The sequence below is a fragment of the Micromonospora sp. WMMD1076 genome (genome assembly GCF_029581475.1).
In the GTDB taxonomy this organism is placed as follows: Bacteria; Actinomycetota; Actinomycetes; order Mycobacteriales; family Micromonosporaceae; genus Micromonospora; species Micromonospora aurantiaca.
This window is the reverse complement of sequence record NZ_CP120862.1, coordinates 488,782-512,017: the sequence shown is the minus strand read 5'-3', so window position 1 is coordinate 512,017 and position 23,236 is coordinate 488,782. Positions and strand designations below refer to the sequence as shown.

Sequence of the window (23,236 nt, the reverse complement as noted above, 5' to 3'; positions counted from 1 at the left end):
TCCGGTAGAGCAGGGGCCCCTTCTTAACGCCGCCGCGCCCGGAGCACCATCGTGCGGTACGGCAGCTCCACGGCGTCCCGGCCGGCCAGGTCGGGGTGGCCGGCGAACAGCTCCGCCAGCTCCGCATCGACCCGCCGCCGCTCGTCCGCGCCGGCGGTCAGCCAGTACGAGCGGGTGTGCAGCATGCCCACCACCTCGTCCGGCGTGAGCGTGGTGGCGTGCGCGAACTCGCCCACCTCGACAGCGGTGAAGGCGGCGCCGAAGTCCGCGTACCGCTGGGTCACGTCGCCCGCGTTGTCGCCGAGGTGGGCGATCCGGGTCAGCTCCGCCACCCAGCCGACCCGCTCGTCCCGGATGTTCCAGACCGGCGCGAACGTGCCGCCCGGGCGCAGCACGCGGGCCACCTCGGCGTGCGCCCGCTCCCTGTCGAACCAGTGGTAGGCCTGCCCGACCAGCACCGCGTCCGCCGACCGGTCCGGCAGCGGCACCGCCTCGGCGCTGCCGGCCAGCGCCGTCGTGCCAGGCGTGGCGTCGGCCAGTCGCGCCCGCATCCCCGGATCCGGTTCCACGGGTACGACCTGCGCCACCGGCCCGGTCAGCGCCAGCAGTCCCCGGGTGAGGATGCCGGTGCCGGCGCCGAGGTCCACGACCTGCGCGTCGTGCAGCCCGTCCAGCGCCCAGCGCAGCGCAGCCTCCGGATAGCGGGGACGGAAACGGTCGTACTCGGCCGCGGCCGCGCCGAACGAGAGCGCCGCAGTGGGGTCGGTCATGGCGGGCAGGTTATCCCGTAACGGCCGCCACGGCGCTTGAGTACGCTCATGTGCTGACCCCGCCGATGTCCCCAAGGCCTGAGGAAGCGTGCCGTGACCGAGCAGAACGTCCTGCCAACAGACCCCGCCGACGACCTTCCCGAGCAGATGAAGGTCCGCCGGGAGAAGCGGGACCGGATGCTCGCCGAGGGCGTCGAGCCGTACCCGGTGGGTTTCCCGCGGACCACCACGCTCGCGCGGCTGCGGGAGCGCTACGGCGACCTGCCCACCGACACCGCCACCGGCGACCGGGTCTCGGTCACCGGCCGGGTGATCTTCATTCGCAACACCGGCAAGCTCTGCTTCGCGACGCTGCGGGACGGCGACGGCACCGAGGTCCAGGCGATGCTCTCGCTGGACCGGGTCGGCGCCGAGCGGCTGGGGGACTGGAAGCGTCTGGTCGACCTCGGCGACCACGTGGGCGTGACCGGCGAGGTGATCACCAGCCGGCGCGGCGAGCTGTCCGTTCTCGCCGAAGAGTGGGCGGTGACCGCCAAGGCGCTGCGTCCGCTGCCGGTGGCGCACAAGCCGCTCAGCGAGGAGTCCCGGGTCCGCCAGCGCTACGTGGACCTGGTGGTCCGCCCGCAGGCCCGGCAGATGGTCCGCACCCGGGCCACCGCCGTCCGCAGTCTGCGCGACACCCTGCACGGGCAGGACTTCATCGAGGTCGAGACGCCGATGCTGCAACTGCTGCACGGCGGCGCGGCGGCTCGCCCATTCGTGACCCACAGCAATGCGCTCGACACGGATCTGTATCTGCGAATCGCGCCGGAACTGTTTCTCAAGCGTGCGGTGGTCGGTGGCGTGGACCGCGTCTTCGAGATCAACCGCAACTTCCGTAATGAGGGCATCGACTCTTCGCACTCGCCCGAGTTCGCGATGCTGGAGGCGTACCAGGCGTACGGCGACTACCACACGATGGCCGAGCTGACCCGAAATCTCGTACAGCGGGCCGCAGTGGCGGTCGCCGGCTCGGCGGTGGTGACCCACGCCGACGGGCGTGAGTTCGATCTGGGCGGCGAGTGGCGGTCGGTGACGCTGTTCGGTGTTCTTTCCGAAGCGCTCGGTGAGGAGGTCACCGTCCGCACCGAAAGGGCACGCCTGGTCGAGTACGCGGACAAGATCGGTCTCTCCGTCGACCCGAAGTGGGGACCGGGCAAGCTGGCCGAGGAGTTGTTCGAGGAACTGGTCGTGCCGTCCCTTCAGGCGCCGACGTTCGTCATGGACTACCCGGAGGAGACCAGCCCGTTGACCCGGGCCCACCGCAGCGAGCCGGGCCTGGCCGAGAAGTGGGACCTCTACGTGCTCGGATTCGAGCTGGGCACCGCGTACTCGGAGCTGGTCGACCCGGTCGTGCAGCGGGAGCGGCTGGTGGCCCAGGCGCAGCTCGCGGCGCGCGGCGACGACGAGGCGATGCGCCTGGACGAGGACTTTCTCCGAGCCATGGAGTACGGAATGCCGCCGTCCGGCGGCATGGGAATGGGAATCGACCGGCTGCTGATGGCACTGACGGGGCTCGGAATTCGGGAAACGATCCTGTTCCCGTTGGTCCGGCCCGAGTAGGCGCTCCCCGCAAGCCTTCTCCGTCTCGTTACCCCGTCCTATTGACGGAACAAGCGCCGGGCGGGTTATCGTGCTCGGTGTATTGCAGGAGTACAACCCTGCTCGAAAGGAATGTGGGACGTGGCCAAGCAGATCATTCACAAGCTGGTCGATGACCTGGACGGCGGGGACGCTGACGAGACCGTCAAGTTCGCGCTCGACGGCGTGCAGTACGAGATCGACCTCTCCGCCTCCAACGCCGGGAAATTGCGCGACGTATTCGCGCCGTACATCGCGAACGGAACGAAGGTCGGTCGCGGGGGTGTGGTCGTCGGTGGCCGGGCCGCTCGGGGCCGGGGCGGCGCGACCGCCGACCGCGAGCAGAACCGGGCCATCCGCGAGTGGGCCAAGAAGGCCGGCAAGGACATCTCCGACCGGGGCCGGATCCCGCAGGAGATCGTGGACGAGTACCACGCGAAGGCGGGGCACTGACCCCAACCCTCGTCACGGGCGACGCGGCGCCGGCCCGGAGTGCCACTCCGGGCCGGCGCCGCCGTCCGTACCGGGGTCACGGTTGCGCCCCGCCGTCCCGTTCCCGTCGTCCCTGTGCCGGATGTCCGGTCCGGCCCACAGTGCCGCCCCCGCTCGCGGCGGACGGGAAGAATTCCCCGCCGGGTGCGGTTGTCCACAGGCGGTGGAGACTTCGTCCACAGGCTGTGGACGACCCGGCGGACGCATCTGTTGCCGCCTCCGGTCCACTCGGCCGGCCGTTCGGGTGCCGGTCGAATTTCGCTCTGCGCGTACAGGCAGGGGCCCCGGAACACCTCCTGAGCGTGGACGGTTGTCAGAAACGACGTCGGAACGGGCATTCGCGGGGGCACACGACCTCAGCGAAGACGGTCCGCGGCGATAGAGTAAGGAGGCACGGACGCCCGTCCCGGACGTCCGCGCACCGGCCCCGCCGAGATCTGACCATCAAGGCGCACGGCACGTGAGGAGCACGAGGGCATGTTCGAGCGGTTCACCGACCGAGCGCGACGGGTTGTCGTCCTGGCCCAAGAAGAGGCCCGGATGCTCAACCACAACTACATCGGTACGGAACACATCCTGCTGGGCCTGATCCACGAGGGTGAGGGTGTCGCGGCCAAGGCCCTGGAGAGCCTCGGTATCTCCCTGGAGGGCGTGCGCCAGCAGGTCGAGGAGATCATCGGCCAGGGCCAGCAGGCGCCGAGCGGGCACATCCCGTTCACGCCGCGGGCCAAGAAGGTGCTGGAGCTGTCGCTGCGCGAGGCGCTGCAGCTCGGCCACAACTACATCGGCACCGAGCACATCCTGCTCGGCCTGATCCGCGAGGGCGAGGGCGTCGCCGCCCAGGTCCTGGTGAAGCTGGGCGCCGACCTGAACCGGGTGCGCCAGCAGGTCATCCAGCTGCTCTCCGGCTACCAGGGCAAGGAGCCGGCGGCCGCCGGTGCCGCCCCGGGTGAGGCCGCGCCGTCGACCAGCCTCGTGCTGGACCAGTTCGGCCGTAACCTGACCCAGGCCGCCCGCGAGGGCAAGCTCGACCCGGTCATCGGGCGCGAGAAGGAGATCGAGCGGGTCATGCAGGTGCTGTCCCGCCGCACCAAGAACAACCCGGTGCTGATCGGTGAGCCCGGCGTCGGCAAGACGGCCGTGGTGGAGGGCCTGTCCCAGAAGATCATCAAGGGCGAGGTGCCCGAGACGCTGAAGGACAAGCAGCTCTACACGCTCGACCTCGGTGCCCTGGTCGCCGGTTCCCGTTACCGCGGTGACTTCGAGGAGCGCCTGAAGAAGGTGCTCAAGGAGATCCGCACGCGCGGCGACATCATCCTGTTCATCGACGAGATCCACACCCTCGTCGGTGCGGGCGCGGCCGAGGGCGCGATCGACGCCGCCAGCATCCTCAAGCCGATGCTGGCCCGTGGTGAGCTGCAGACCATCGGCGCCACCACGCTCGACGAGTACCGCAAGCACCTGGAGAAGGACGCCGCTCTGGAGCGTCGTTTCCAGCCGATCCAGGTGGGTGAGCCGTCGCTGGCCCACACCATCGAGATCCTCAAGGGCCTGCGGGACCGCTACGAGGCGCACCACCGCGTCTCCATCACCGACGCCGCGCTGGTCGCCGCCGCCACGCTCGCCGACCGGTACATCTCCGACCGGTTCCTGCCGGACAAGGCGATCGACCTGATCGACGAGGCGGGCGCGCGGATGCGCATCCGCCGGATGACCGCGCCGCCGGACCTGCGCGACTTCGACGAGCGCATCGCCCAGGTGCGCCGCGACAAGGAGTCCGCGATCGACGCGCAGGACTTCGAGCGGGCCGCCCAGCTGCGCGACACCGAGAAGCAGCTGCTGGGGCAGAAGGCTCAGCGGGAGAAGGAGTGGAAGGCCGGTGACCTGGACGTCGTCAGCGAGGTCGACGACGAGCAGATCGCCGAGGTGCTCGGCAACTGGACCGGCATCCCGGTCTACAAGCTGACCGAGGAGGAGACCTCGCGCCTGCTGCGCATGGAGGACGAGCTGCACAAGCGCGTCATCGGCCAGGAGGACGCGGTCAAGGCCGTCTCGAAGGCGATCCGGCGTACCCGCGCCGGCCTGAAGGACCCGAAGCGCCCCTCCGGCTCGTTCATCTTCGCCGGTCCGTCCGGTGTCGGTAAGACCGAGCTGTCCAAGGCACTGGCCGAGTTCCTGTTCGGCAGCGAGGACGCCCTCATCCAGCTGGACATGTCGGAGTTCCACGACCGGTACACGGTGTCCCGGCTCGTCGGTGCCCCTCCCGGCTACGTCGGCTACGACGAGGGCGGGCAGCTGACCGAGAAGGTGCGTCGCCGGCCGTTCTCGGTGGTCCTCTTCGACGAGATCGAGAAGGCCCACCCGGACGTGTTCAACACGCTCCTCCAGATCCTGGAGGACGGGCGCCTCACCGACGGCCAGGGCCGGATCGTGGACTTCAAGAACACGGTCATCATCCTGACCACCAACCTCGGTACGCGTGACGTCGCCAAGGCGGTGTCGCTGGGCTTCCAGGCCTCTGAGGACTCCGAGTCGAACTACGACCGGATGAAGCAGAAGGTCAACGACGAGCTCAAGCAGCACTTCCGGCCCGAGTTCCTGAACCGGATCGACGACACCATCGTCTTCCACCAGCTGCGTCAGCTAGAGATCCTGTCGATCGTCGACATCATGATCGCCCGGATCGAGACGCAGCTGCGGAACAAGGACATGGGTCTGGAGCTGACCGACAACGCGAAGAAGTACCTCGCGAAGAAGGGCTTCGACCCGGTGCTGGGCGCGCGGCCGCTGCGCCGCACGATCCAGCGCGACATCGAGGACAACCTGTCCGAGCGGATCCTGTTCAACGAGCTGACCCCGGGTCAGATCGTGGTCGTGGACTGCGAGGGCGACCCGGAGGACATCGACAAGTCCAAGCTCGTCTTCCGGGGCGCGGACCGGCCGGACGCCGTGCCGGACGCGGTTCCGGCGGACCTCGGCGGCACCGCCGCCACCGGCGCGGACGACGCCGCCGCATAAGGTCCGGGCACAGATCAGGGCGACGGCCCCGGTAGGCGAAAGCCACCGGGGCCGTCGCCTGTCCATCTCCACCCGTCCACCCACCCACCCCGCCCTCCCCCTCTGTCCCCGTTGATCATGAAGTTGACCGCACTTGGCGTCCCATTTGTCGCCGCTAAGTTCATGATCGACCGGGGCGGGGCGGGGCGGGGGCGGTTAACTTGATCTTTAACCTGTTGGGCGGTGGCGTCGACCCCGGCTGATCATGGTGACAGCCCTTGATCGATCATTCCTCTTGTCTAGGGAAGAAGATCGCAAACCAAGGGCTGTCTGGTGATCAGTGTGCATGATGCCGGTTCGAGCGGTGAGGTCGGGCGGCTGGCCGCGTTCCGGCGTGAGTTCCACGCCTGTCTTACCGCTCGTGGGGATGCGTTGTTCGAGCTGGCCGACGCGCTGTTGTGCGCAGGCGCGCCGGTGCGGTCTCTGGTCGAGTTGTCGCTGGTGGGTGAGCACCGCCGCGGTCACGGCTCGCTGTACGCGGCGTTGAACTGCGGCCGGATCGACATCGAGCGGCTGCGGACAGCGGTGGCGGCGGTGCCGCTGCCGCGGGCCGCGGACGGGCGGATCGTTTTGGCGGTGGACGTGACCTGCTGGCTGCGGCCGGAGGCGCATACCTGCCCGCAGCGGGTGCTGTGTCACACCTACGGGCGCGGCAAGGACACCCACATCGGGGTGCCGGGCTGGCCGTACTCGTTCGTCACCGCCCTGGAGGCCGGGCGCACCTCGTGGACCGCGCCGTTGGACGCCCGCCGGCTGGCGCCCGGCGATGACGCTGCCACGGTCACCGCCGGGCAGTTGCGGGACGTGGTGCGACGGCTGATCGCTGCCGGGCAGTGGCAGCCTGGTGATCCGGATGTGTGGATCGTCGCGGACGCCGGATACGACGGGCCGCGGCTGGCGTTCCTGCTGGCCGACCTGCCGGTTCAGGTTCTGGTGCGGATGCGTTCCGACCGGGTGCTGCGCCGGCCCACGCCACCCCGGCTGCCGGGCACCACCGGCCGCCCACCAAGGCATGGCGGCGAGTTCATCTTCGGTGACCCGGCCAGTTGGGGCGACCCGGCCGTCGCCACGACCGCCGACACCCGCCTCTACGGCACCGCGACCGTCCGGGCCTGGCGCCGGCTGCACCCCAGGCTGACCCATCGCACCGCGTGGGCCGCCCAGCACGGCCCGCTGCCGATCATCGAGGGCACCGTGATCCTGCTGACCGTCGACCGGCTGCCATCAGGTGCCATCGCGAAACCGGTCTGGCTTTGGTGGTCGCAGCCGGAAGCCACCGCCGCCGAGGTCGACCTGCTCTGGCAGGCGTTCCTGCGCCGCTTCGACATCGAACACACCTTCCGCATGCTCAAGCAAACCCTCGGCTGGACCAGCCCGAAATTGCGCGATCCGCACGCCGCCGACCGTTGGACCTGGCTCGTGTTGGCCGCCTATACCCAGCTGCGCCTCGCCCGAGGCGCCGTCGGCGACCTGCGCCGGCCCTGGGAACGCCCAGCGTCGCCCGAGCGGCTCACGCCCGCCCGCGTCCGGCGAGGGTTTCGGCACCTGCGCGGCAAAGCCGGCAACCCCGCCCGCGCGCCGAAACCGTCCCGACCAGGACCCGGCCGACCACCCGGACTACGCAACCGCCACCCGGCAACCCGCCACGACGTCCACATCGTCACCGCCGCTACCAGCACAAAGCCGAAAGGCGGCACAAAGAAAACGAAGACTTCGAATAACCCGAGGCCACGCCGCACAGGTTAAAGATCAAGTTAGGGGAGGGGGACGGCTGGGCCGTCGCCGGCCAGGCGGAACGACTCATCGCCCACCGGTTCCACCAGGCCGTCGGTGACCAGGCCGGCCAGCGCCCGCGCCCGCTGGACGTCGTCGTGCCAGACCTGGTCCAGCCGCTGGTGCGGCACCGGGCCGGTGGACTCCCGCAGCACCGCGAGCAGCAGCCCGCGTACCTGCCGGTCGGTGCCGGCGTAACGCTGCGGCCGGCGGGTCGGTCCCGTGGGGGCGGCCTGTCCGGAAGCCCGCCAGGCACAGCTCGACTCGACCGGGCAGATCGCGCAGCGCGGCGAGCGGGCGGTGCAGACGACGGCGCCGAGTTCCATGAACGCGGCGCTCGCGAGCGCGGCGGCGGCCGGCTCGATCGGCAGCAGTTCCTCGGTGGCGACCAGATCGGCCGGGCGGGTGGTGGGGCCGGCGTCGGGTTCACCGGCGATCGCCCGGCACACCACGCGCCGGACGTTCGTGTCGACCACCGGGTGCCGCTGCCCGTACGCGAACGCGGCGACCGCGCGGGCCGTGTACGTGCCGACGCCCGGCAGCGCCAGCAACTGGTCGAGCCGGTCCGGCACCACGCCGCCGTGGCGCTCCACGATCGCCACCGCGCACTCGCGCAGGCGTACCGCCCGGCGGGGGTAGCCGAGCCGCCCCCACATCCGGATCGCCTCGGCCGGAGTGTCCGCGGCGAGCGCGCCCGGCTCGGGCCAGCGGGCCAGCCACGCCTCCCAGGCGGGTACCACGCGGACCACGGGGGTCTGCTGGAGCATGACCTCGCTGACCAGGATCGCCCAGGCGCCGATGCCGGGCTTGCGCCAGGGCAGGTCGCGGGCGTTGCGCTCGTACCACCGGCTGACCTGGGTGGCGAATGTGGGATCGGGCATCGCGCCGCCGATCATGTCACGGCTGTCTTTCCCGCAGGTTGGGCGGGCCGGGTGGCCGGGCGCGATCGATCATGGGCGACGGGGCAGAATGTCCGGATGGACGAGCTCGCGATCACCGTCATCGGCCGGGACCGGCCGGGCATCGTGGCCGACGTCGCGGAGGTCCTCGCCCGCCTCGGCGCGAACCTCACCGACTCGACGATGACCCGGCTGCGGGGACACTTCGCGATGACCCTGATCTGCGTGGGCCCGGCCGCCGCCGACGTCGAGGCCGCGCTGGCCCCGCTCGCCGCCGACGGGCACCTGCTGGCGACCGTACGCGCGGTCACGCCCGACGGCGGCAGCGAGCCCACCGGGGAGCCGTACGTGCTGGCGGTGCACGGGGCCGACCGGATGGGCATCGTCGCGGCCATGACCCGGGTGCTGACCGACGCGGGCGGGAACGTGACGGACCTGAGCACCCGGCTCACGGGTTCGCTCTACGTGGTGGTGGCCGAGGTCGAGTTGCCGCCCGGTGTGTCGGACGAGGTGGCCGGCCGGCTCACCCGGGTCGCCGCGGAACTGGGCGTGGGGGTCAGCCTCCGCCCGGCGGACACGGATCTGCTGTGACCGGGCCGGAGTACGCGGGCCTGGGCGGCTGGACCCCGGAGAAGCTCGGCGTCCCCGGTGCGGTACGCCCGGTGGTCACCGCGCCGGAGCCGGTGCTGAGCCGGCCCGGCCCGGAGGTCGACCCGACGTCCGCCGAGGTGGTGCGCCTCGCCGCGGACCTGGTGGCCACGATGCGCGTCTCGCCCGGTTGCGTGGGACTGGCGGCACCGCAGGTCGGGGTGAGCGCGCAGGTGTTCGCGGTGGACGTCACGGGGCATCCGAAGGCGGTCACCGTGCACGGCACGTTCGTGCTCTGCAACGCGCGCGTGGTGGAGGCGTCCCGGTGGAAGGCCGGGCGGGAGGGCTGCATGTCGGTGCCGGACCTGACCGGCGACGTGAAGCGGGCCAGCCGCCTGGTGGTCGAGGGGGCCCTTCCCGGCAGCGGCGAGCCGGTCCGGCTGGTGACGGACGGCTTCGAGGCGCGGGCGCTCCAGCACGAGATCGACCACTGCGCGGGGCTGCTCTTCCTCGACCGGGTGGCGGGCGCGCACGCGATCTACCAGCGCAAGGTCTACCTCTGACGGTGGCCGTCGGAATCCAGTGTGGACGACAGTGGCCGTACGGCGGCGGGTTCCCGGCGCGTCGGACCGGCGAGCCGTGCGCCGCGCGGCTACGGTAGGCGCATCATGCGTCTGACGGTCGGCCCCCTGCCCCCTGCCGTGTACTGGCGGCGTCGTGCCGTCGTGCTCGGAGCGGGGCTGCTCTTCCTGATTGTCCTGCTGTATTCCTGCACCGGTACGGATCGCAACACCGGCGCGCCGGGCACCGACCCGTCCCCGACCGGTTCCGCCGGGGCTCAGCCCGGCCCGTCCGGCTCGGTGCTGACTCCGCAGTCGGGCAGCCCGTCACCGACACCGGGTGACGCCGGCGGCGGTGGCGCGAACAACGGCGGCGGGAACGATGGCGGCGGGAATACGGGCGGGAACGACGGCGGGGGCGCGAACGACGGCGGCGGCACCGGCAACGGTGGCGCGACCGGTCAGCCGGTCTCCGGCGACGGCACCTGCACCGACTCCGAGCTGCTGGTGACGCCGGTGGCGGTGCCGCCGACCGCCCAGCGGGGCACCGTGGTCACGCTGCGCCTCAAGGTCAAGAACGTGTCGAACCGTACGTGCAGCCGGGACGTCGGCGCCGACCTCCAGGAGCTGTACGTCAAGTCGGGCGCGGAGAAGATCTGGTCGTCGGACACCTGCGGCACCGGCAAGGGCTCGGACGTGCAGTCGTTCACGCCGAACTTCGAGCGCTCCTGGGAGCTGGGCTGGAACGGCCGGCTGGACAACAGGTGCGCGAGCGGGCTGGCCAGCGGCGACTTCGCCGCGATCGGCGCGTACCAGGTGTTCGCCCGCGTCGGCACCAAGATCAGCGAGCCGGTGAAGCTGACCATCACCGGCTGAGCGGTCGGTCAGACGTACCGTTCGAGGATGCTGGCCTCGGCGAGCCGGGACAGGCCCTCGCGGACGCCGCGGGCGCGGGCGTCGCCCACGCCCTCGACCGCCTGGAGGTCTTCCACGGTCGCGCCGAGCAGCCGCTGAAGGCTGCCGAAGTGCACCACCAGACGGTCGACGACGGCGACCGGCAGCCGGGGCACCTTCGCCAGCAGGCGGAACCCGCGCGGGCTGACCGCCGCGTCGAGCGCGTCGGAGGCGGACGGGTAGCCGATCGCCTTCGCCACCGCGACGAGGTCGATCAGCTCGGTGGCGCTGAGCAGATCGAGTTCTACGAGTGCCTCGTCCAGGGTGCGCGACTTGCGGCCGACCGGTAGGTAGTCGCGGATGACCAGGGTACGGTCGGCGTCCACGCCGGCCATCAGCTCGTCGAGCTGGAGCGCCAGCAGCCGGCCGTCGGTGCCCAGCTCCACCACGTAACCGGCGATCTCGTCGGCGATCCGCCGGACCATCTCCAGTCGCTGCACCACGGCCACCGCGTCGCGGACGGTGACCAGGTCTTCGATCTCCAGCGCGGAGAGCGTGCCCGAGACCTCGTCCAGCCGCAGCTTGTAGCGCTCGAGCGTGGCCAGCGCCTGGTTGGCGCGGGACAGGATCGCGGCTGAGTCGTCGAGCACGTGCCGCTGGCCGTTGACGTAGAGGCTGATGATCCGCATCGACTGGCTGACCGAGATGACCGGGTAGCCGGTCTGCCGGGCCACCCGCTCGGCGGTGCGGTGCCGGGTGCCGGACTCCTCGGTGGGGATGGACGGGTCGGGCATCAGGTGCACGCCGGCCTGCACGATCCGGGTGCCGTCGCTGGAGAGGACGACGGCGCCGTCCATCTTGCACAGCTCGCGGACCCGGGTGGCGGAGAACTCCACGTCCATCGGGAAGCCGCCGGTGCAGATCTGCTCGACCACCTTGTCGTAGCCGAGCACGATCAGCGCGCCGGTGCGGCCGCGCAGGATCCGCTCCAGACCGTCCCGCAGGGCGGTGCCCGGAGCCATCAGGGCGAGGTTGGCGCGCAGCGGGTCGCCGCCGGCCCCGCCGCCGACGCTTCCGTTGACGCTCACGCTGATGGCACGAGCGGGGTTGCCGCTCACGGCGCCGGTACGGGCGTGCGGCGTCGCCGTTGCGGGCTTGGTGGCATCGCGGTCGATCGGCACGGGCACAGTCTACGGACTGCCATGCGGTGGGTGCTCTCGTGGTTACTGTGATGTGTCACGATGCCCGGCTCGGGCGGGTCGGCGCGGCCTGCGTGGCCTGCCCGGAAACGCCCGGCGGATCCCACCGCGTCACTCCGCCGAGGCACGCGCGGCCGCCTGGAGGGCGGCACGCACGTCAGTGACCTCTATCACGCGCATGTTCTCCGGCCCGGCGCCGCTGCTCTCCGGCCCGCACCCGGGCGGCACGAGGGCCAGCCGGAAGCCGAGCCGGGCAGCCTCGGCCAGCCGCCGGGGCACCGCGCCGACGCGGCGGACCTCGCCGGTGAGGCCCACCTCGCCGATGGCCACCAGATGCGGGTTGAGCGCCAGGTTGAGCCCGCCGGAGGCGACAGCGAGCGCCACCGCCAGGTCGGCCGCCGGCTCCACCACCCGGATGCCGCCGACGGTGGCGGCGAAGACCTCCCGGTCGTGCAGCGTGAGCCGCTCGGTGCGGCGCTGGAGCACCGCGAGGACCATCGCCAGCCGGGCGCTGTCGAGGCCGGAGACGGTACGCCGCGGCGAGCCGGCCACCGTGGCACCGATCAGCGCCTGCACCTCGGTCACCAGCGCCCGGCGCCCCTCCATCGCCACCGTCACGCAGGTGCCCGGCACCGGTTCGGAGTAGCGGGTCAGGAACAGGCCGGACGGGTCGGCCAGGCTGCTGATGCCGCCCTCGTGCATCTCGAAGCAGCCCACCTCGTCGGCCGCACCGAACCGGTTCTTCACGCCGCGCACCATGCGCAGCGAGGAGTGCTTGTCGCCCTCGAAGTGCAGCACCACGTCGACCAGGTGCTCCAGCACGCGAGGACCGGCCACCTGACCGTCCTTGGTGACGTGCCCGACCAGCACGGTGGCGATGCCGCGCTCCTTGGCCACCGCGACCAGGGCGGCGGTGACCGCGCGGACCTGGGTGACACCGCCCGGCACGCCCTCGGTGCCGGTGGTCGAGATGGTCTGCACCGAGTCGAGCACCAGCAGCCCCGGCTCGACCGCGTCGAGGTGGCCGAGCACCGCCGACAGGTCGCTCTCGGCGGCCAGGTAGAGCTGGTCGTGCAGGGTGCCCATCCGCTCGGCGCGCAGCCGCACCTGGCTGACCGACTCCTCGCCGCTGACCACCAGCGACGGGCTGCCGGCCCCGGCCGCCCACTGCTGGGCCACGTCGAGCAGCAGCGTCGACTTGCCCACGCCGGGCTCACCGGCGAGCAGCACCACCGCGCCGGGGACCAGCCCGCCGCCGAGCACCCGGTCGAGCTCGCTCACACCGGTGGGACGGGCCCGGGCGGGCGCGGCGCTGATCGTGGCGATCGGCCGGGCCGGCTCGGCCGGCATCCGCGAGCTGACCACCCGGCCGGAGACCATCGGGCCGGTGACCGTGCACTCGACCACCGAACCCCACTCGCCACACTCGGGGCACCGGCCCACCCACTTCGGGGGCTGGTGGCCGCAGGCGTCGCACTCGTAGGCCGGGCGGGGTTCGCGGGTGGCGGCGCGACCGCGGCCGGCGCCGGCACGGGAGGGGGTCGATCGGGGCGAGGTCACCACCGGACGCTAACCGGCCCGTACGACGAAAGCCCACCCGGAACGGCGACACCGCCGGCGTGGCGCCGGCCACGGCGGCGGTGCCGACGGAAGGAGGGGGAGGTCAGTGGCCGCCCTCGGCGCCGCCGTCCTCACCGGCGTGCTCACGCGGGTTCACGATCTTCGACGGCGTGGCCTCCGGGGTCAGCGGGATGCCGATCGGCGCCGGGGTCTTGACGACCTTGCCGTCGCCGAAGTCGAAGGTCAGGTCGACCTGCTGGCCGACGAGCAGCTTCTCGTTCAGGCCGACGAGCTGGAGGAACCGCGGGTTGCCGGCGTTGAGCTGGGCGTAGCTGAGGGCCGGGATCTCGATCCGGGCCGGCTGACCGGCGGGCGCGGGCTCGCTCGGCGACGGGCTGGCCGACGGCGATCCGGTCACCTCCAGCGACTGGCTCGGCGACGCGCTCGGGTCGCTCGCGGTCGGCGAGGTGGTGACCGGCTCCGTGGGCGAACCGGTCGGGGTGGCCGCGCCGCTCTCACCCGTGCCGGAACCGGTGAGCACGATCTCCCGCGCGCTGTCGGTGGTGACGGTCACGGTCACCGGCTTCTCGCTGTCGTTGTAGATCACCACGTTGACCGGTGCGTTCGACCCGGCCTCGTAGCCCTTCGGGCCCGGGAACTGCACGTAGAGCCCGCGCACCTTGAAGAGGTCGTCGGAGGTCTGGACGTTGACGCCCTGTACCGACGGGATCTTGTTGGCGGTCTCGGAAATCTGCCCGGCGCCGCACCCGGACAGCAGCAGGCTCGCCGCCGCCGTGCCGGCCAGCAGCAGGGCCGGCCCCCGGGAACCCCTGATCGAGCGCGTCACGTCGGTCCTCCTCGTCACGATCCCCGCCCGGTCGACCACCGGGCACGGGGTGGCCATACCCGCGCAGACCGCGCTCCAGGGTAGTTGGAGCTGATCGAGGCCCGCACGCGGACCCGGCAATGCCACCCCGGAGTGGACCCCTCAGACCACCCGGCCGCTCGTCACCAGCAGCACCACATCGATGAGCGCCACCACCAGCACCGCCCGGAAGGCGGTCGCCGAGCGTCCGGCTGTCGCGCGTCCCGCGTACCAGCCGACCGCCGGCACGGCGACGGCGGCGGCGACCGCCGACAGGCCGGTCCACGACGGCGGCCCGGGCGGGCCGAGGACCAGCGCGACGGTGGCCGCGAGCAGCAGCCCGGCGGCGGCCAGGCGGCTGCCCACCGGCCCGAGCCGGTGCGGCAGGCCGCGCACCCCGGTCCGGGCGTCGTCGGCCAGGTCCGGCAGCACGTTCGCGAAGTGCGCGCCGGCGCCGAGCAGCGCGGCGGCGGCCACCAGCCAGGCCGGGGGCACCGGTGAGCCGGGCAGCGCGAGCACCACGAACGCGGGCAGCGCGCCGAACGAGACCGCGTAGGGCAGCACCGACACCGGTGTCGACTTCAGCGGCCGGTTGTAGAGCAGCGCGGAGACCAGGCCCAGCGTGGCGCAGGCCGCCGCGGCCGGACCGCCGGCCAGCGCCAGCACCGGCACGGCGGCGGCGGCCACCGCTGTGGCCCGGGCCAGCGCCGGCCGGGCGACCTCGCCGGTGGTCACCGGTTTGTCGGTACGCCCCACCGCGGCGTCCCGGTCGGCGTCGATGAGATCGTTGCTCCACCCGACCGCGAGCTGGCTGGCCAGCACCGTCAGCGCCACGGCCACGACACCCGCAGCGGAGTGCCCGACGCCGGCGGCGAGCAGCGCGGCGACCACCGTGACCGCCGCCGCGGGCTCCGGATGGCTCGCCCTGACCAGCCCTAACACCCGTGTCGACATAAGGGAAGTCTGGTCGTTACCGGGCAGTCGTGCCACGCTCGACGCATGCCCGACGCGTCGCCGGTGTCCACTCCGTACCGGGTGCTGCCGCCGAACGACCCCCGGCAGTACGACGACCTGGCCGGCGAGTGGTGGCGGCCGGACGGCGCGTTCGCGATGCTGCACTGGCTGGCCCGGGCCCGGGCGGCGCTGGTACCAGCGGCGTCCACGCCGGACGACCTGCTCGTCGACCTGGGCTGTGGCGCCGGGCTGCTGGCGCCGCACCTGGCCGGCAAGGGTTACCGCCACATCGGGGTCGACCTGACCCGCTCCGCGCTCGACCAGGCCGCCGCGCACGGCGTGACAGTGGTCCAGGCCGACGCCACGGCGGTGCCGCTGGCCGACGGCTGCGCGGCGGTGGTCTCCGCCGGGGAACTCCTGGAACACGTGCCGGACTGGCGGCGGGCGGTCGCCGAGGCGTGCCGGCTGCTGCGACCGGGCGGCCTGCTGGTGCTGGACACGCTCAACGACACGCTGCTAGCCCGGCTGATCGCTGTGGAGCTGGGCGAACGGCTGCCCACAGTGCCGCGCGGCATCCACGATCCGCGGTTGTTCGTCGACGCCCGCGCGCTGGTCCGCGAGTGCGCCCGGCACGGCGTGTCGCTGACGGTGCGCGGGGCCCGGCCGGAGCTGGGCGGCACGCTGGCCTGGCTGCTGCGTCGCATGCGCGGCGGCGCCGACCGTCCGGGCAGGACCGAGCCGCGCATCGTGCCGACCCGGTCGACCGCGGTGCTGTACCAGGGCTGGGGGCGCCGGGGCGGGTAGCCGGGGCCGCCCGGGGTAAAGGACGCGAGAAGGGGGCGACATGACTGTGCACGCGCTGGAGGCGGCCCGCCGGTTGGCGCCGAGACTGGCCGCCCGCGCGGCCGAGCACGACCGGGACGGCTCGTTCCCCGTGGACGACTTCGCGGACCTGCGGGCAGCGGGGCTGTTCGGCCTGATGGTGCCGCCCGAGCTGGGCGGTACGGGCGCGAGCTTCGCGGAGTACGCCGCCGTCGCCACCGAACTGGCCCGGGGCAACGGCGCGACCGCGCTGGTGTTCAACATGCACGCCTCGGTCACCGGCGCGCTGGGCGCGGTCACCGAGGAACTGGCCGAGGCGCTCGGCGTACCGGACGAGGCGCTCGCGGCGCGGGACCGGCTGCTGCGCGCAGCGGCCGACGGCGCCTGGTACGCGGTGGCGATGAGCGAACGCGGCGCCGGCGCCCGGTTGTCCCAGCTCAGCACCGTCTACGAGCCGGTCGAGGGCGGCTGGCACATCAAGGGCAGCAAGACGTTCTGCTCCGGCGCCGGTCACCCGGACGGCTACCTGGTGGCCGCCCGCAACGCCGCCGACCAGTCCGTGGTGTCGCAGTTCCTGGTCCCGGCCGGGGACGGGATAACCGTCGAGCCCACCTGGGACTCGCTCGGCATGCGGGCCACCTCCTCGCACGACCTGCACCTGGACGTGACGGTCCCGGCCGACCGGCTGCTCGGCGGCGTCGAGGGGCTGGCCCTGGTCGTCGCCCAGCTCATGCCGCACTGGCTGGTGGCGAGCTACGCGGCGGTCTACGTCGGCGTGGCCCGAGCCGCCATCGACGCCGCAGCCGAGCACCTCAACGCCCGCAACCTCGCCGGTCTGCCCGCGGTGCGGGCCCGCCTGGGCCGGGCCGACGCGGCTACAGCCGCCGCCGAACTGGTGGTCACCGAGGCGGCCCGCCGGGTCGACGAGGCACCCGGCGACGCCGAGACGAACCGCTGGGTGTGGCGGGCCAAGCTGCTCGCGGGCACCACAGCCGCCGAGGTGGCGGCCTCCATGCTGGAGGCGGCGGGCACGTCGGCGACCCGGCGCGGGCATCCGCTGGAGCGGCTCTACCGGGACGCCCGCTGCGGCTCGCTGCATCCGGCCACGTCCGACGTGTGCGCCGACTGGCTCGGCATCGCCGCGCTGGGCGGCGACCCGGACCGGGACAGCGCGCTCCCTCGTTGGTGAGCGCGAGGAGTGAGCCGGTTTTGCGAGCCCCGCGGTCGCGAACGAAGAGCGGCACGGTGAGCGCGAGGAGTGAGCCGGTTTTGCGAGCCCCGCAGTCGCGAACGAAGAGCGGCACGGTGAGCACGTCGGGTGCGAGAGGTGAGGGAGGGCTTAGGGGTGGGGGACGTGGGCACACCGGTGATCGCGGGTCTGGGTACGGCGCAGCCGCCGGCCGCGATGCAGGACGAACTGTGGACGGGCTTCTTCGCGGGGCACTTCCAGGGGAACACCAGGGCGCTGGCCGAGCGGATCTTCGCGAATTCGGGCGTCACCCGGCGGCAGGCGGCGGTCAACCCGCTGCTGGAGGACGTCTCGGAATGGCCGACCGAGCGCCGGATGCGCCGCTACCAGGTCGAGGCGCTGCCGCTGGGCAAGGAGGCGGTCAGCCGGGCACTCACCGCCGCCGGTCTGGACGCCGCCGACATCGGACTTTTCGTCGTCTGCTCGTGCACCGGGTACGCCACCCCGGGGCTGGACATCCTGCTCGCCCGGGACCTCGGCATGTCGCCGAGCACCCAGCGCATGTTCGTCGGGCACATGGGCTGCTACGCGGCGCTGCCCGGGCTGGGCGCGGCGAGCGACTTCGTCACCGCCCGGGGGCGGCCCGCGCTGCTGCTCTGCGCGGAGCTGACCAGCCTGCACATCCAGCCGCCCGGCGCCCGGGTGGACACCCAGCAGATCGTCTCCCACGCGCTGTTCTCGGACGCCGCGGTCGCCGCCGTGGTCGTCCCCGGCGGCCGGGGGTACGCGCTGCGCGAGGTCACCTCGGTCACCGACACCTCCACCGCCGACCACATGACGTGGGACGTCACCGACACCGGTTTCCGGATGGGGCTGTCGCCGAAGGTGCCGCAGGTGCTCTCCCGGCACGTACGGACGCTGGTCGACGAGCTGCTGGCGCGGCACGGGTGCGAGCGCTCCGACGTGGACGGCTGGGCGGTGCATCCGGGCGGGCCGCGGATCCTCAACGTGGTGGAGCGTGAGCTGGCGCTGCCGCCGGACGGGCTCGCCGCCTCCCGGGGGACGCTCGCCGAGCACGGCAACTGCTCGTCCCCGACGGTGCTGCTGATCCTGGACCGGCTGTGGCGTGCCGAGCCGTCGCCGCCGCGCTGGGTGGTGATGCTCGCGTTCGGGCCGGGACTGACGCTCTACGCGGTGCTGCTGGAACGGGTCTGACGGCTCGCCCCACCCGTGCCGCGCGGATACGCTGCCGTCATGGCCTCCGACGAGCGGGACGGGCGGGTACCGCTGACCGTCCTGACCGTCCTGGCACTGGTGGCCGGCGCGGCGTGGTGGCGGTCGGCGGCACCGGAGCCGGGTGCGGCCCCGGCAGCCCCGGCACCGGCCACGAGTGCCGAGCCGATCGCCCGCACCTGGCGGGTGGACCCGTCGACCGGCGACGCCTGGCCGGCACGACCGGGGCGCGACCCGGCGCCCAGGGCACTCCGTGCGCCGGCCACCGAGCCGGACCGGTCGGTGGTGATACGGATCGAGGACGACGGCACCTCGCGTGTGCTCCAGGTGTCGCACGTGGTGTGGCGGGAGACGTCCGACCTGACGCCGGGCGGGCCGCCCGTCGTACGGCAGGTGAACCCCTCGCGGGGCGACTACTACCGGCTGTCGGTGAGCTGCTCCGGGGACGGATCGATCGCCGTGCAGCTCTCCGGCACCGGGACGGGCGACGCGCGGCGGTTCCTCCGGTGCGGCGGGCGGCTGGAGCTGCCCTTGCTGGGCGGCACCGGCGCGCTGGTGCTGGTGCGGTTCACCGGTGTACGCGGCCGGGCCGAGCTGAACGCCCGGCTCGAAGCGCTCTACTGACAACGGTCGCGCGTCTGGTGCCGGCGGCTCACCGGCCCCGCTCACGTCCTCGGGCCGGCGTCCCGGCCGCCCGGCCGGCGCTCCCGGACCGGCCTGTCAGCCGCCCAGCCGGGCCAGGTCGGCGCCGTAGTCCGACAGCGGGCCCAGCTCCGGCACCACCCGGACCAGCGAGCCCTGCCGATCCACGAGCACCGCGGCGGCGGTGCCGGGGTGGGCGGACAGGTGCAGGTAGGAGCGCAGGCCGCCGGCCGGGTCGCCGAGCGGGCGTACCCCGGGGACGCTCGCGGGTCCGGCGCTGCGGCCCTCGGTCACCGTGACCACAGTGACGCCGGGCGGGGCGGCGCGGGCCGCGGTGCCGACCTGCTCGGCGCAGGCACAGGCGTCGACCAGGATGATCATGGCGGGCAGCAGGCTGCGCAGCGGTACCGGCGTGTCGTCCGCGCCGACCAGGTCCAGCGCGGGCAGCGGGCTGACCGGTTGCGGCGCGGTGGTGGAGCGGGGGAGCACAGTCGGCGCGCCCGACCGGGTGGTGGTACGCGGCCAGGTGACGGCGGCCAGCCCGGCGAGCGTGACAAGCACCGACACGAGCAGGATCAGCACCGGCAGCCCGAGGCGGGCCGGACCGGCACGGCGGCCGGAGCCCGGTCGCGTGCGGCGCAGCTCCCGGCGGACCTGCCGGGCCTCGTCGGCGAGCGCCGAGGCGTCGTCCGGGACGACCACCCGACTCCACTCCGGGGGCAGGCCGGGCAGCCCGTCCGGCGGCACCTGGCCGTCAGCGTCAGGCACGCCCATCGGACCCCCAGGAACGTCTCGGTGAGCGGACGTCACGTCCCTCACCAGCGTCCCGCACCGGCCGCCGTAACGCCACACCTGGGCGCGGACGGGATTGCGGAGCTACCATGGGAGGAGCGCATAGCCCTAGATCTGGATGCTTCCGTCACCCCTTACCGGGTTGTCACGTGTTCCTCACGGAGCGTGTCGAAAGCATCGGTTTGACCGCCTGTCAAGCTGAAGAAATACCTCTCACAGGGCCCCTGAGCTGCGCCAACGATCAGGACAGCGGTGAGACATCGGTGCCTGAGCGTGTTACCCTAGACACAGCGAAAGGGGTTTCGAACCTATGGTTTTCAGTGTCGGCGAGACCGTTGTTTACCCCCACCACGGGGCCGCACTCATCGAGGCAATCGAGACTCGGGTCATCAAGGGCGAGCCCAGGGAGTACCTCGTCCTGAGGGTCGCACAGGGTGACCTGACGGTCCGGGTGCCCGCCGAGAACGCCGAGATCGTGGGTGTGCGCGAGGTGGTTGGCGAAGAGGGCCTGGGCAAGGTCTTCGACGTGCTCCGTGCACCACACACCGAGGAGCCGACCAACTGGTCGCGGCGTTACAAGGCGAATCTGGAGAAGCTGGCCTCCGGTAACCCGCTGAAGGTGGCCGAGGTCGTCCGCGACCTGTGGCGCCGGGAGCGGGAGCGGGGCCTGTCGGCGGGCGAGAAGCGGATGCTCGCCAAGGCTCGTGACATCCTCGTCGGCGAGGTCGCGCTGGCGGAGAAGAGCACCAAGGACGAGGCCGAGACGCTGCTCGACAAGGTGCTGACCGAGGCCTGATCCACGCCTCTGCCTCTACCCACCCCGCAGCGAACGAATCCGAGGACCGCGACGTGACCGCGCAGCTCAATCCGCGCGGTGACGTCGCGGTCCTCGTTCCTGCGGCCGGTGCCGGGGTACGCCTCGGGCCCGGCGCCCCGAAGGCGCTCCGGTTGCTCGCCGGCGAGCCGCTGCTGGTGCACGCGGTCCGCCGGATCGCCGCCGCGCCGTCCGTGCACACGATGGTGGTGGCCGCGCCGGCGACCGAGGTCGAGGCGGTACGCGCGATGCTCGCCCCCGTGGCCCCGGTGACGGTGGTGCCCGGTGGCGCCGAACGCCAGGAGTCGGTGGCGGCGGCCCTCGCGGCAGTACCCGCCGGTCCGGAGATCGTCTTGGTGCACGACGCGGCCCGCGCGCTCACCCCGCCCCACCTGGTCGAGTCGGTGGCCGCGGCGGTCCGCGACGGGCACGACGCGGTGATCCCGGTGCTGCCCGTGGTCGACACGATCAAAGAGGTCGACGCGACCGAGCGGGTGCTCGGCACGGTCGACAGGTCCGCGTTGCGGGCGGTGCAGACGCCACAGGGTTTCCGCCGGTCGGTGCTGATCGCGGCCCACCGGTCGGCGGGTGACGCGCTGACCGACGACGCCGGGCTGGTCGAGAAGCAGGGGATCACGGTGACCTGCGTACCCGGCTCGGAGCTGGCCCTGAAGATCACCCGCCCGTTCGACATGGCCTTGGCCGAACACCTGCTGACCTCCGGCGCCTGACCGCCCCTCATAAGTCGGCGGTGGATCGCGCCCGGCGGAGGCGGTCTCGGACGACGTACCGCTGGCCCTGCGTGAAGGCGCTACCTCTGCCTCGGCCGTGGTGCGGGATCGGCGTCGGTAGCGTCAGGTGGCCGGCCGATCCCGGCGCCGTGAGTCCGAATACCTGATAACGCCCTTCGGTCCACCCGTTCTTGCGGCTGACCTCGATGATGTCGGCGAGGAGAGCGTCGCGCCGTTCGCCCGTCGCTCGGAGCCGGTTCACCTCACCGACCGTCCAATCGACGTTGTCGAGCCGGAAGAGGATCTTGGGCACCTCTGGAAGGATCTGGCGCTGAGAGTAGAAGGCCAGATGATCCACTGGTTGAAACGACCTGCCCGCCTGGCAGACGTACGCTCGCGCCGACTGGTAGAGCCCCCATGCGTTCTTGGCGGGGACCACCACCGTGTCGTTGCGGGCGGTCGGACGCAGCCGATGTACCTCGGTCACCCGCTCGATCTTCCTGAGCCAGCGGGCGGCATCCGGGTCGGCCCACGCGACGACATCGATCATCTGACTGAGGCGGAACGGCACGTCGGTGGCGAGAAGTGAATCATGATGGGCAAGTCGGTTGCGGAACACCCGGAGAGCGTTCATCGCGCTGGCGACGTCGTGGCGCTTGCCAGACGAGTACGGGAAGGCGCGGTGCAGGGCCTCCCGCCACAGTTGCTCGTGCTCCGAGCCCAACATCGAGACCCAGAAGCCGAAACTCAAGCCCGCGATGATCTGGTCGCGAGTCTCCTTCCGGGAATGTTCCCGACGCAGGCGCGCGCGGACCTCGGAGACGTTCCGGTCGATTCCGTCCTGCACCTGGCGCTTGCCGCTGACCGCCAGGAGGAACCAGGGGATGCCGCGGTCCGGCTCGTTGAGGTGCGCCCTCATCTCCCGATCGATCGCGTTTCGGGTGACGATCTCGACATAGTGGAACGCCTCGAATGACGCACCCGTCAGGGCGACGCTCCACTCGTACAGCTCACAGGCCTTGTTTTCGTCGCCACCGGCGGCAGCCAGATAGGGGTGGAACCTGCCCGGGGAGATCCAGTGGTGCACCGTTCGCGCGTGGGGGTGTGGTGTCACGGACTGGATGCTAAGCGTGACGGTCGCGGGGGGATTGCCCGCCGCGCCGACGGCAAGAAAGAGCCCCAGGCGCTTGCACGAGGCAGAGGCGACACTGGGGCGTACGAGGACCAAACCTAACCACGACCCGGGCCGCCGTCAAGGCGCGACGCGTACCCTCTGGTCATGATCGTTCCTCGGGTGGCTGTCGGCACCGACGTGCACGCGTTCGCGGCCGGGCGGCCCTGCTGGGTCGCGGGCCTGCACTGGCCGGACCAGGACGGCCTGGCCGGCCACTCCGACGCCGACGTGGCGGCGCACGCCGCCTGCAACGCACTGCTCTCCGCCGCCGGTCTCGGTGACCTGGGCGCGAACTTCGGCGTGGACCAGCCGGAGTGGGCCGGTGCCTCCGGGGTGGCGCTGCTGACCGAGAGCGCACGCCGGGTACGGGCGGCGGGCTTGCGGATCGGCAACGTGTCGGTGCAGGTCGTCGGCAACCGCCCCAAGATCGGTTCGCGCCGGGAGGAGGCGCAGCGGGTGCTCTCCGAGGCGGTGGGCGCGCCGGTGACCGTCTCCGCCGCCACCACCGACGGCCTCGGCTTCACCGGGCGCGGGGAAGGGCTGGCCGGGGTCGCAGTGGCCCTGGTCTACGAGGCTCCGGCCGACTGACGCGGTGACCGGGGACGCCG

22 protein-coding genes are annotated in these 23,236 nt (G+C 72.4%); 14 read left to right on the top strand and 8 right to left on the bottom strand.

All coding sequences use genetic code 11. The features are described 5' to 3' along the window. Positions 1-23: 23 nt before the first annotated feature. Positions 24-770 carry a class I SAM-dependent methyltransferase gene (locus O7622_RS02650; RefSeq protein WP_282311708.1) on the bottom strand — a complete coding sequence of 249 codons (747 nt, stop codon included), beginning with the start codon at positions 768-770 and terminating at the stop codon, positions 24-26. Positions 771-863: 93 nt separating this feature from the next. Between O7622_RS02650 and lysS the strand changes: the two genes are divergently transcribed. From lysS to O7622_RS02630, 4 genes are all read left to right on the top strand, one after another. After that, complete coding sequence (gene lysS / locus O7622_RS02645; RefSeq protein ID WP_282311707.1) at positions 864-2,372, top strand: lysine--tRNA ligase; 1,509 nt, start codon at positions 864-866, stop codon at positions 2,370-2,372. A gap of 120 nt (positions 2,373-2,492) precedes the next feature. Then, positions 2,493-2,843, top strand: coding sequence for an Lsr2 family protein (locus tag O7622_RS02640; protein WP_013288952.1), 351 nt, complete (start codon positions 2,493-2,495; stop codon positions 2,841-2,843). Positions 2,844-3,359: 516 nt separating this feature from the next. After that, positions 3,360-5,900 carry an ATP-dependent Clp protease ATP-binding subunit gene (locus O7622_RS02635; RefSeq protein ID WP_282311706.1) on the top strand — a complete coding sequence of 847 codons (2,541 nt, stop codon included), beginning with the start codon at positions 3,360-3,362 and terminating at the stop codon, positions 5,898-5,900. A 312-nt stretch (positions 5,901-6,212) separates the two neighbouring features. Continuing rightward, positions 6,213-7,685: an NF041680 family putative transposase gene (locus O7622_RS02630; RefSeq protein ID WP_282308945.1), complete on the top strand. Its 1,473-nt coding sequence runs from the start codon at positions 6,213-6,215 to the stop codon at positions 7,683-7,685. 8 nt (positions 7,686-7,693) lie between these two features. Here O7622_RS02630 and O7622_RS02625 read toward each other — a convergent pair whose 3' ends face one another. Beyond that, positions 7,694-8,593, bottom strand: coding sequence for an A/G-specific adenine glycosylase (locus O7622_RS02625; RefSeq protein WP_282311705.1), 900 nt, complete (start codon positions 8,591-8,593; stop codon positions 7,694-7,696). Positions 8,594-8,689: 96 nt separating this feature from the next. Between O7622_RS02625 and O7622_RS02620 the strand changes: the two genes are divergently transcribed. The 3 genes from O7622_RS02620 to O7622_RS02610 all read left to right on the top strand — a co-directional run bounded on the left by O7622_RS02620 (position 8,690) and on the right by O7622_RS02610 (position 10,635). Next, on the top strand, positions 8,690-9,202 hold the full coding sequence (locus O7622_RS02620) for an ACT domain-containing protein (protein WP_282311704.1): 513 nt from the start codon (positions 8,690-8,692) through the stop codon (positions 9,200-9,202). Then, a complete protein-coding gene (locus O7622_RS02615) occupies positions 9,199-9,762 on the top strand; it encodes a peptide deformylase (RefSeq protein WP_091047297.1) in 564 nt (187 codons plus the stop codon). The genes O7622_RS02620 and O7622_RS02615 overlap by 4 nt, the downstream gene beginning before the upstream one ends. A 105-nt stretch (positions 9,763-9,867) precedes the next feature. Continuing rightward, positions 9,868-10,635, top strand: coding sequence for a hypothetical protein (locus O7622_RS02610; protein WP_282311703.1), 768 nt, complete (start codon positions 9,868-9,870; stop codon positions 10,633-10,635). An 8-nt stretch (positions 10,636-10,643) separates the two neighbouring features. Here the strand turns inward: O7622_RS02610 and disA are convergent, their stop codons facing one another. The 4 genes from disA to O7622_RS02590 form a co-directional block, all read right to left on the bottom strand. Next, on the bottom strand, positions 10,644-11,834 hold the full coding sequence (gene disA, locus O7622_RS02605; protein WP_030502855.1) for a DNA integrity scanning diadenylate cyclase DisA: 1,191 nt from the start codon (positions 11,832-11,834) through the stop codon (positions 10,644-10,646). A gap of 129 nt (positions 11,835-11,963) precedes the next feature. Beyond that, entirely contained in the window at positions 11,964-13,412 is a 1,449-nt protein-coding gene (gene radA / locus O7622_RS02600; RefSeq protein WP_282311702.1) for a DNA repair protein RadA, read from the bottom strand. Positions 13,413-13,515: 103 nt separating this feature from the next. After that, positions 13,516-14,259 carry a hypothetical protein gene (locus O7622_RS02595; protein ID WP_282311701.1) on the bottom strand — a complete coding sequence of 248 codons (744 nt, stop codon included), beginning with the start codon at positions 14,257-14,259 and terminating at the stop codon, positions 13,516-13,518. A 141-nt stretch (positions 14,260-14,400) separates the two neighbouring features. Then, complete coding sequence (locus tag O7622_RS02590; protein WP_282311700.1) at positions 14,401-15,231, bottom strand: UbiA family prenyltransferase; 831 nt, start codon at positions 15,229-15,231, stop codon at positions 14,401-14,403. Positions 15,232-15,276: 45 nt separating this feature from the next. On the opposite strand from O7622_RS02590, the gene O7622_RS02585 reads away from it, so the two are divergent. The 4 genes from O7622_RS02585 (at position 15,277) to O7622_RS02570 (ending at position 19,099) form a co-directional block, all read left to right on the top strand. Then, complete coding sequence (locus O7622_RS02585; RefSeq protein WP_282311699.1) at positions 15,277-16,035, top strand: methyltransferase domain-containing protein; 759 nt, start codon at positions 15,277-15,279, stop codon at positions 16,033-16,035. Between the two features lie 40 nt (positions 16,036-16,075). After that, complete coding sequence (locus tag O7622_RS02580; protein WP_282311698.1) at positions 16,076-17,242, top strand: acyl-CoA dehydrogenase family protein; 1,167 nt, start codon at positions 16,076-16,078, stop codon at positions 17,240-17,242. Positions 17,243-17,398: 156 nt separating this feature from the next. Beyond that, on the top strand, positions 17,399-18,457 hold the full coding sequence (locus tag O7622_RS02575; RefSeq protein WP_282311697.1) for a type III polyketide synthase: 1,059 nt from the start codon (positions 17,399-17,401) through the stop codon (positions 18,455-18,457). Between the two features lie 39 nt (positions 18,458-18,496). Beyond that, positions 18,497-19,099: a hypothetical protein gene (locus tag O7622_RS02570; protein ID WP_282311696.1), complete on the top strand. Its 603-nt coding sequence runs from the start codon at positions 18,497-18,499 to the stop codon at positions 19,097-19,099. A gap of 96 nt (positions 19,100-19,195) precedes the next feature. Here O7622_RS02570 and O7622_RS02565 read toward each other — a convergent pair whose 3' ends face one another. Beyond that, positions 19,196-19,891: a hypothetical protein gene (locus O7622_RS02565; RefSeq protein ID WP_282311695.1), complete on the bottom strand. Its 696-nt coding sequence runs from the start codon at positions 19,889-19,891 to the stop codon at positions 19,196-19,198. A gap of 328 nt (positions 19,892-20,219) precedes the next feature. Between O7622_RS02565 and O7622_RS02560 the strand changes: the two genes are divergently transcribed. Both O7622_RS02560 and ispD read left to right on the top strand, forming a co-directional pair. After that, on the top strand, positions 20,220-20,705 hold the full coding sequence (locus tag O7622_RS02560) for a CarD family transcriptional regulator (protein ID WP_013288937.1): 486 nt from the start codon (positions 20,220-20,222) through the stop codon (positions 20,703-20,705). A 53-nt stretch (positions 20,706-20,758) separates the two neighbouring features. Beyond that, a complete protein-coding gene (gene ispD, locus O7622_RS02555) occupies positions 20,759-21,454 on the top strand; it encodes a 2-C-methyl-D-erythritol 4-phosphate cytidylyltransferase (protein WP_282311694.1) in 696 nt (231 codons plus the stop codon). A 7-nt stretch (positions 21,455-21,461) separates the two neighbouring features. Here the strand turns inward: ispD and O7622_RS02550 are convergent, their stop codons facing one another. Then, entirely contained in the window at positions 21,462-22,568 is a 1,107-nt protein-coding gene (locus O7622_RS02550; protein WP_282311693.1) for a hypothetical protein, read from the bottom strand. A 165-nt stretch (positions 22,569-22,733) separates the two neighbouring features. On the opposite strand from O7622_RS02550, the gene ispF reads away from it, so the two are divergent. Beyond that, positions 22,734-23,216, top strand: a complete 483-nt coding sequence (gene ispF / locus O7622_RS02545; RefSeq protein WP_282311692.1) for a 2-C-methyl-D-erythritol 2,4-cyclodiphosphate synthase — start codon at positions 22,734-22,736, stop codon at positions 23,214-23,216. Positions 23,217-23,236: the final 20 nt, after the last annotated feature.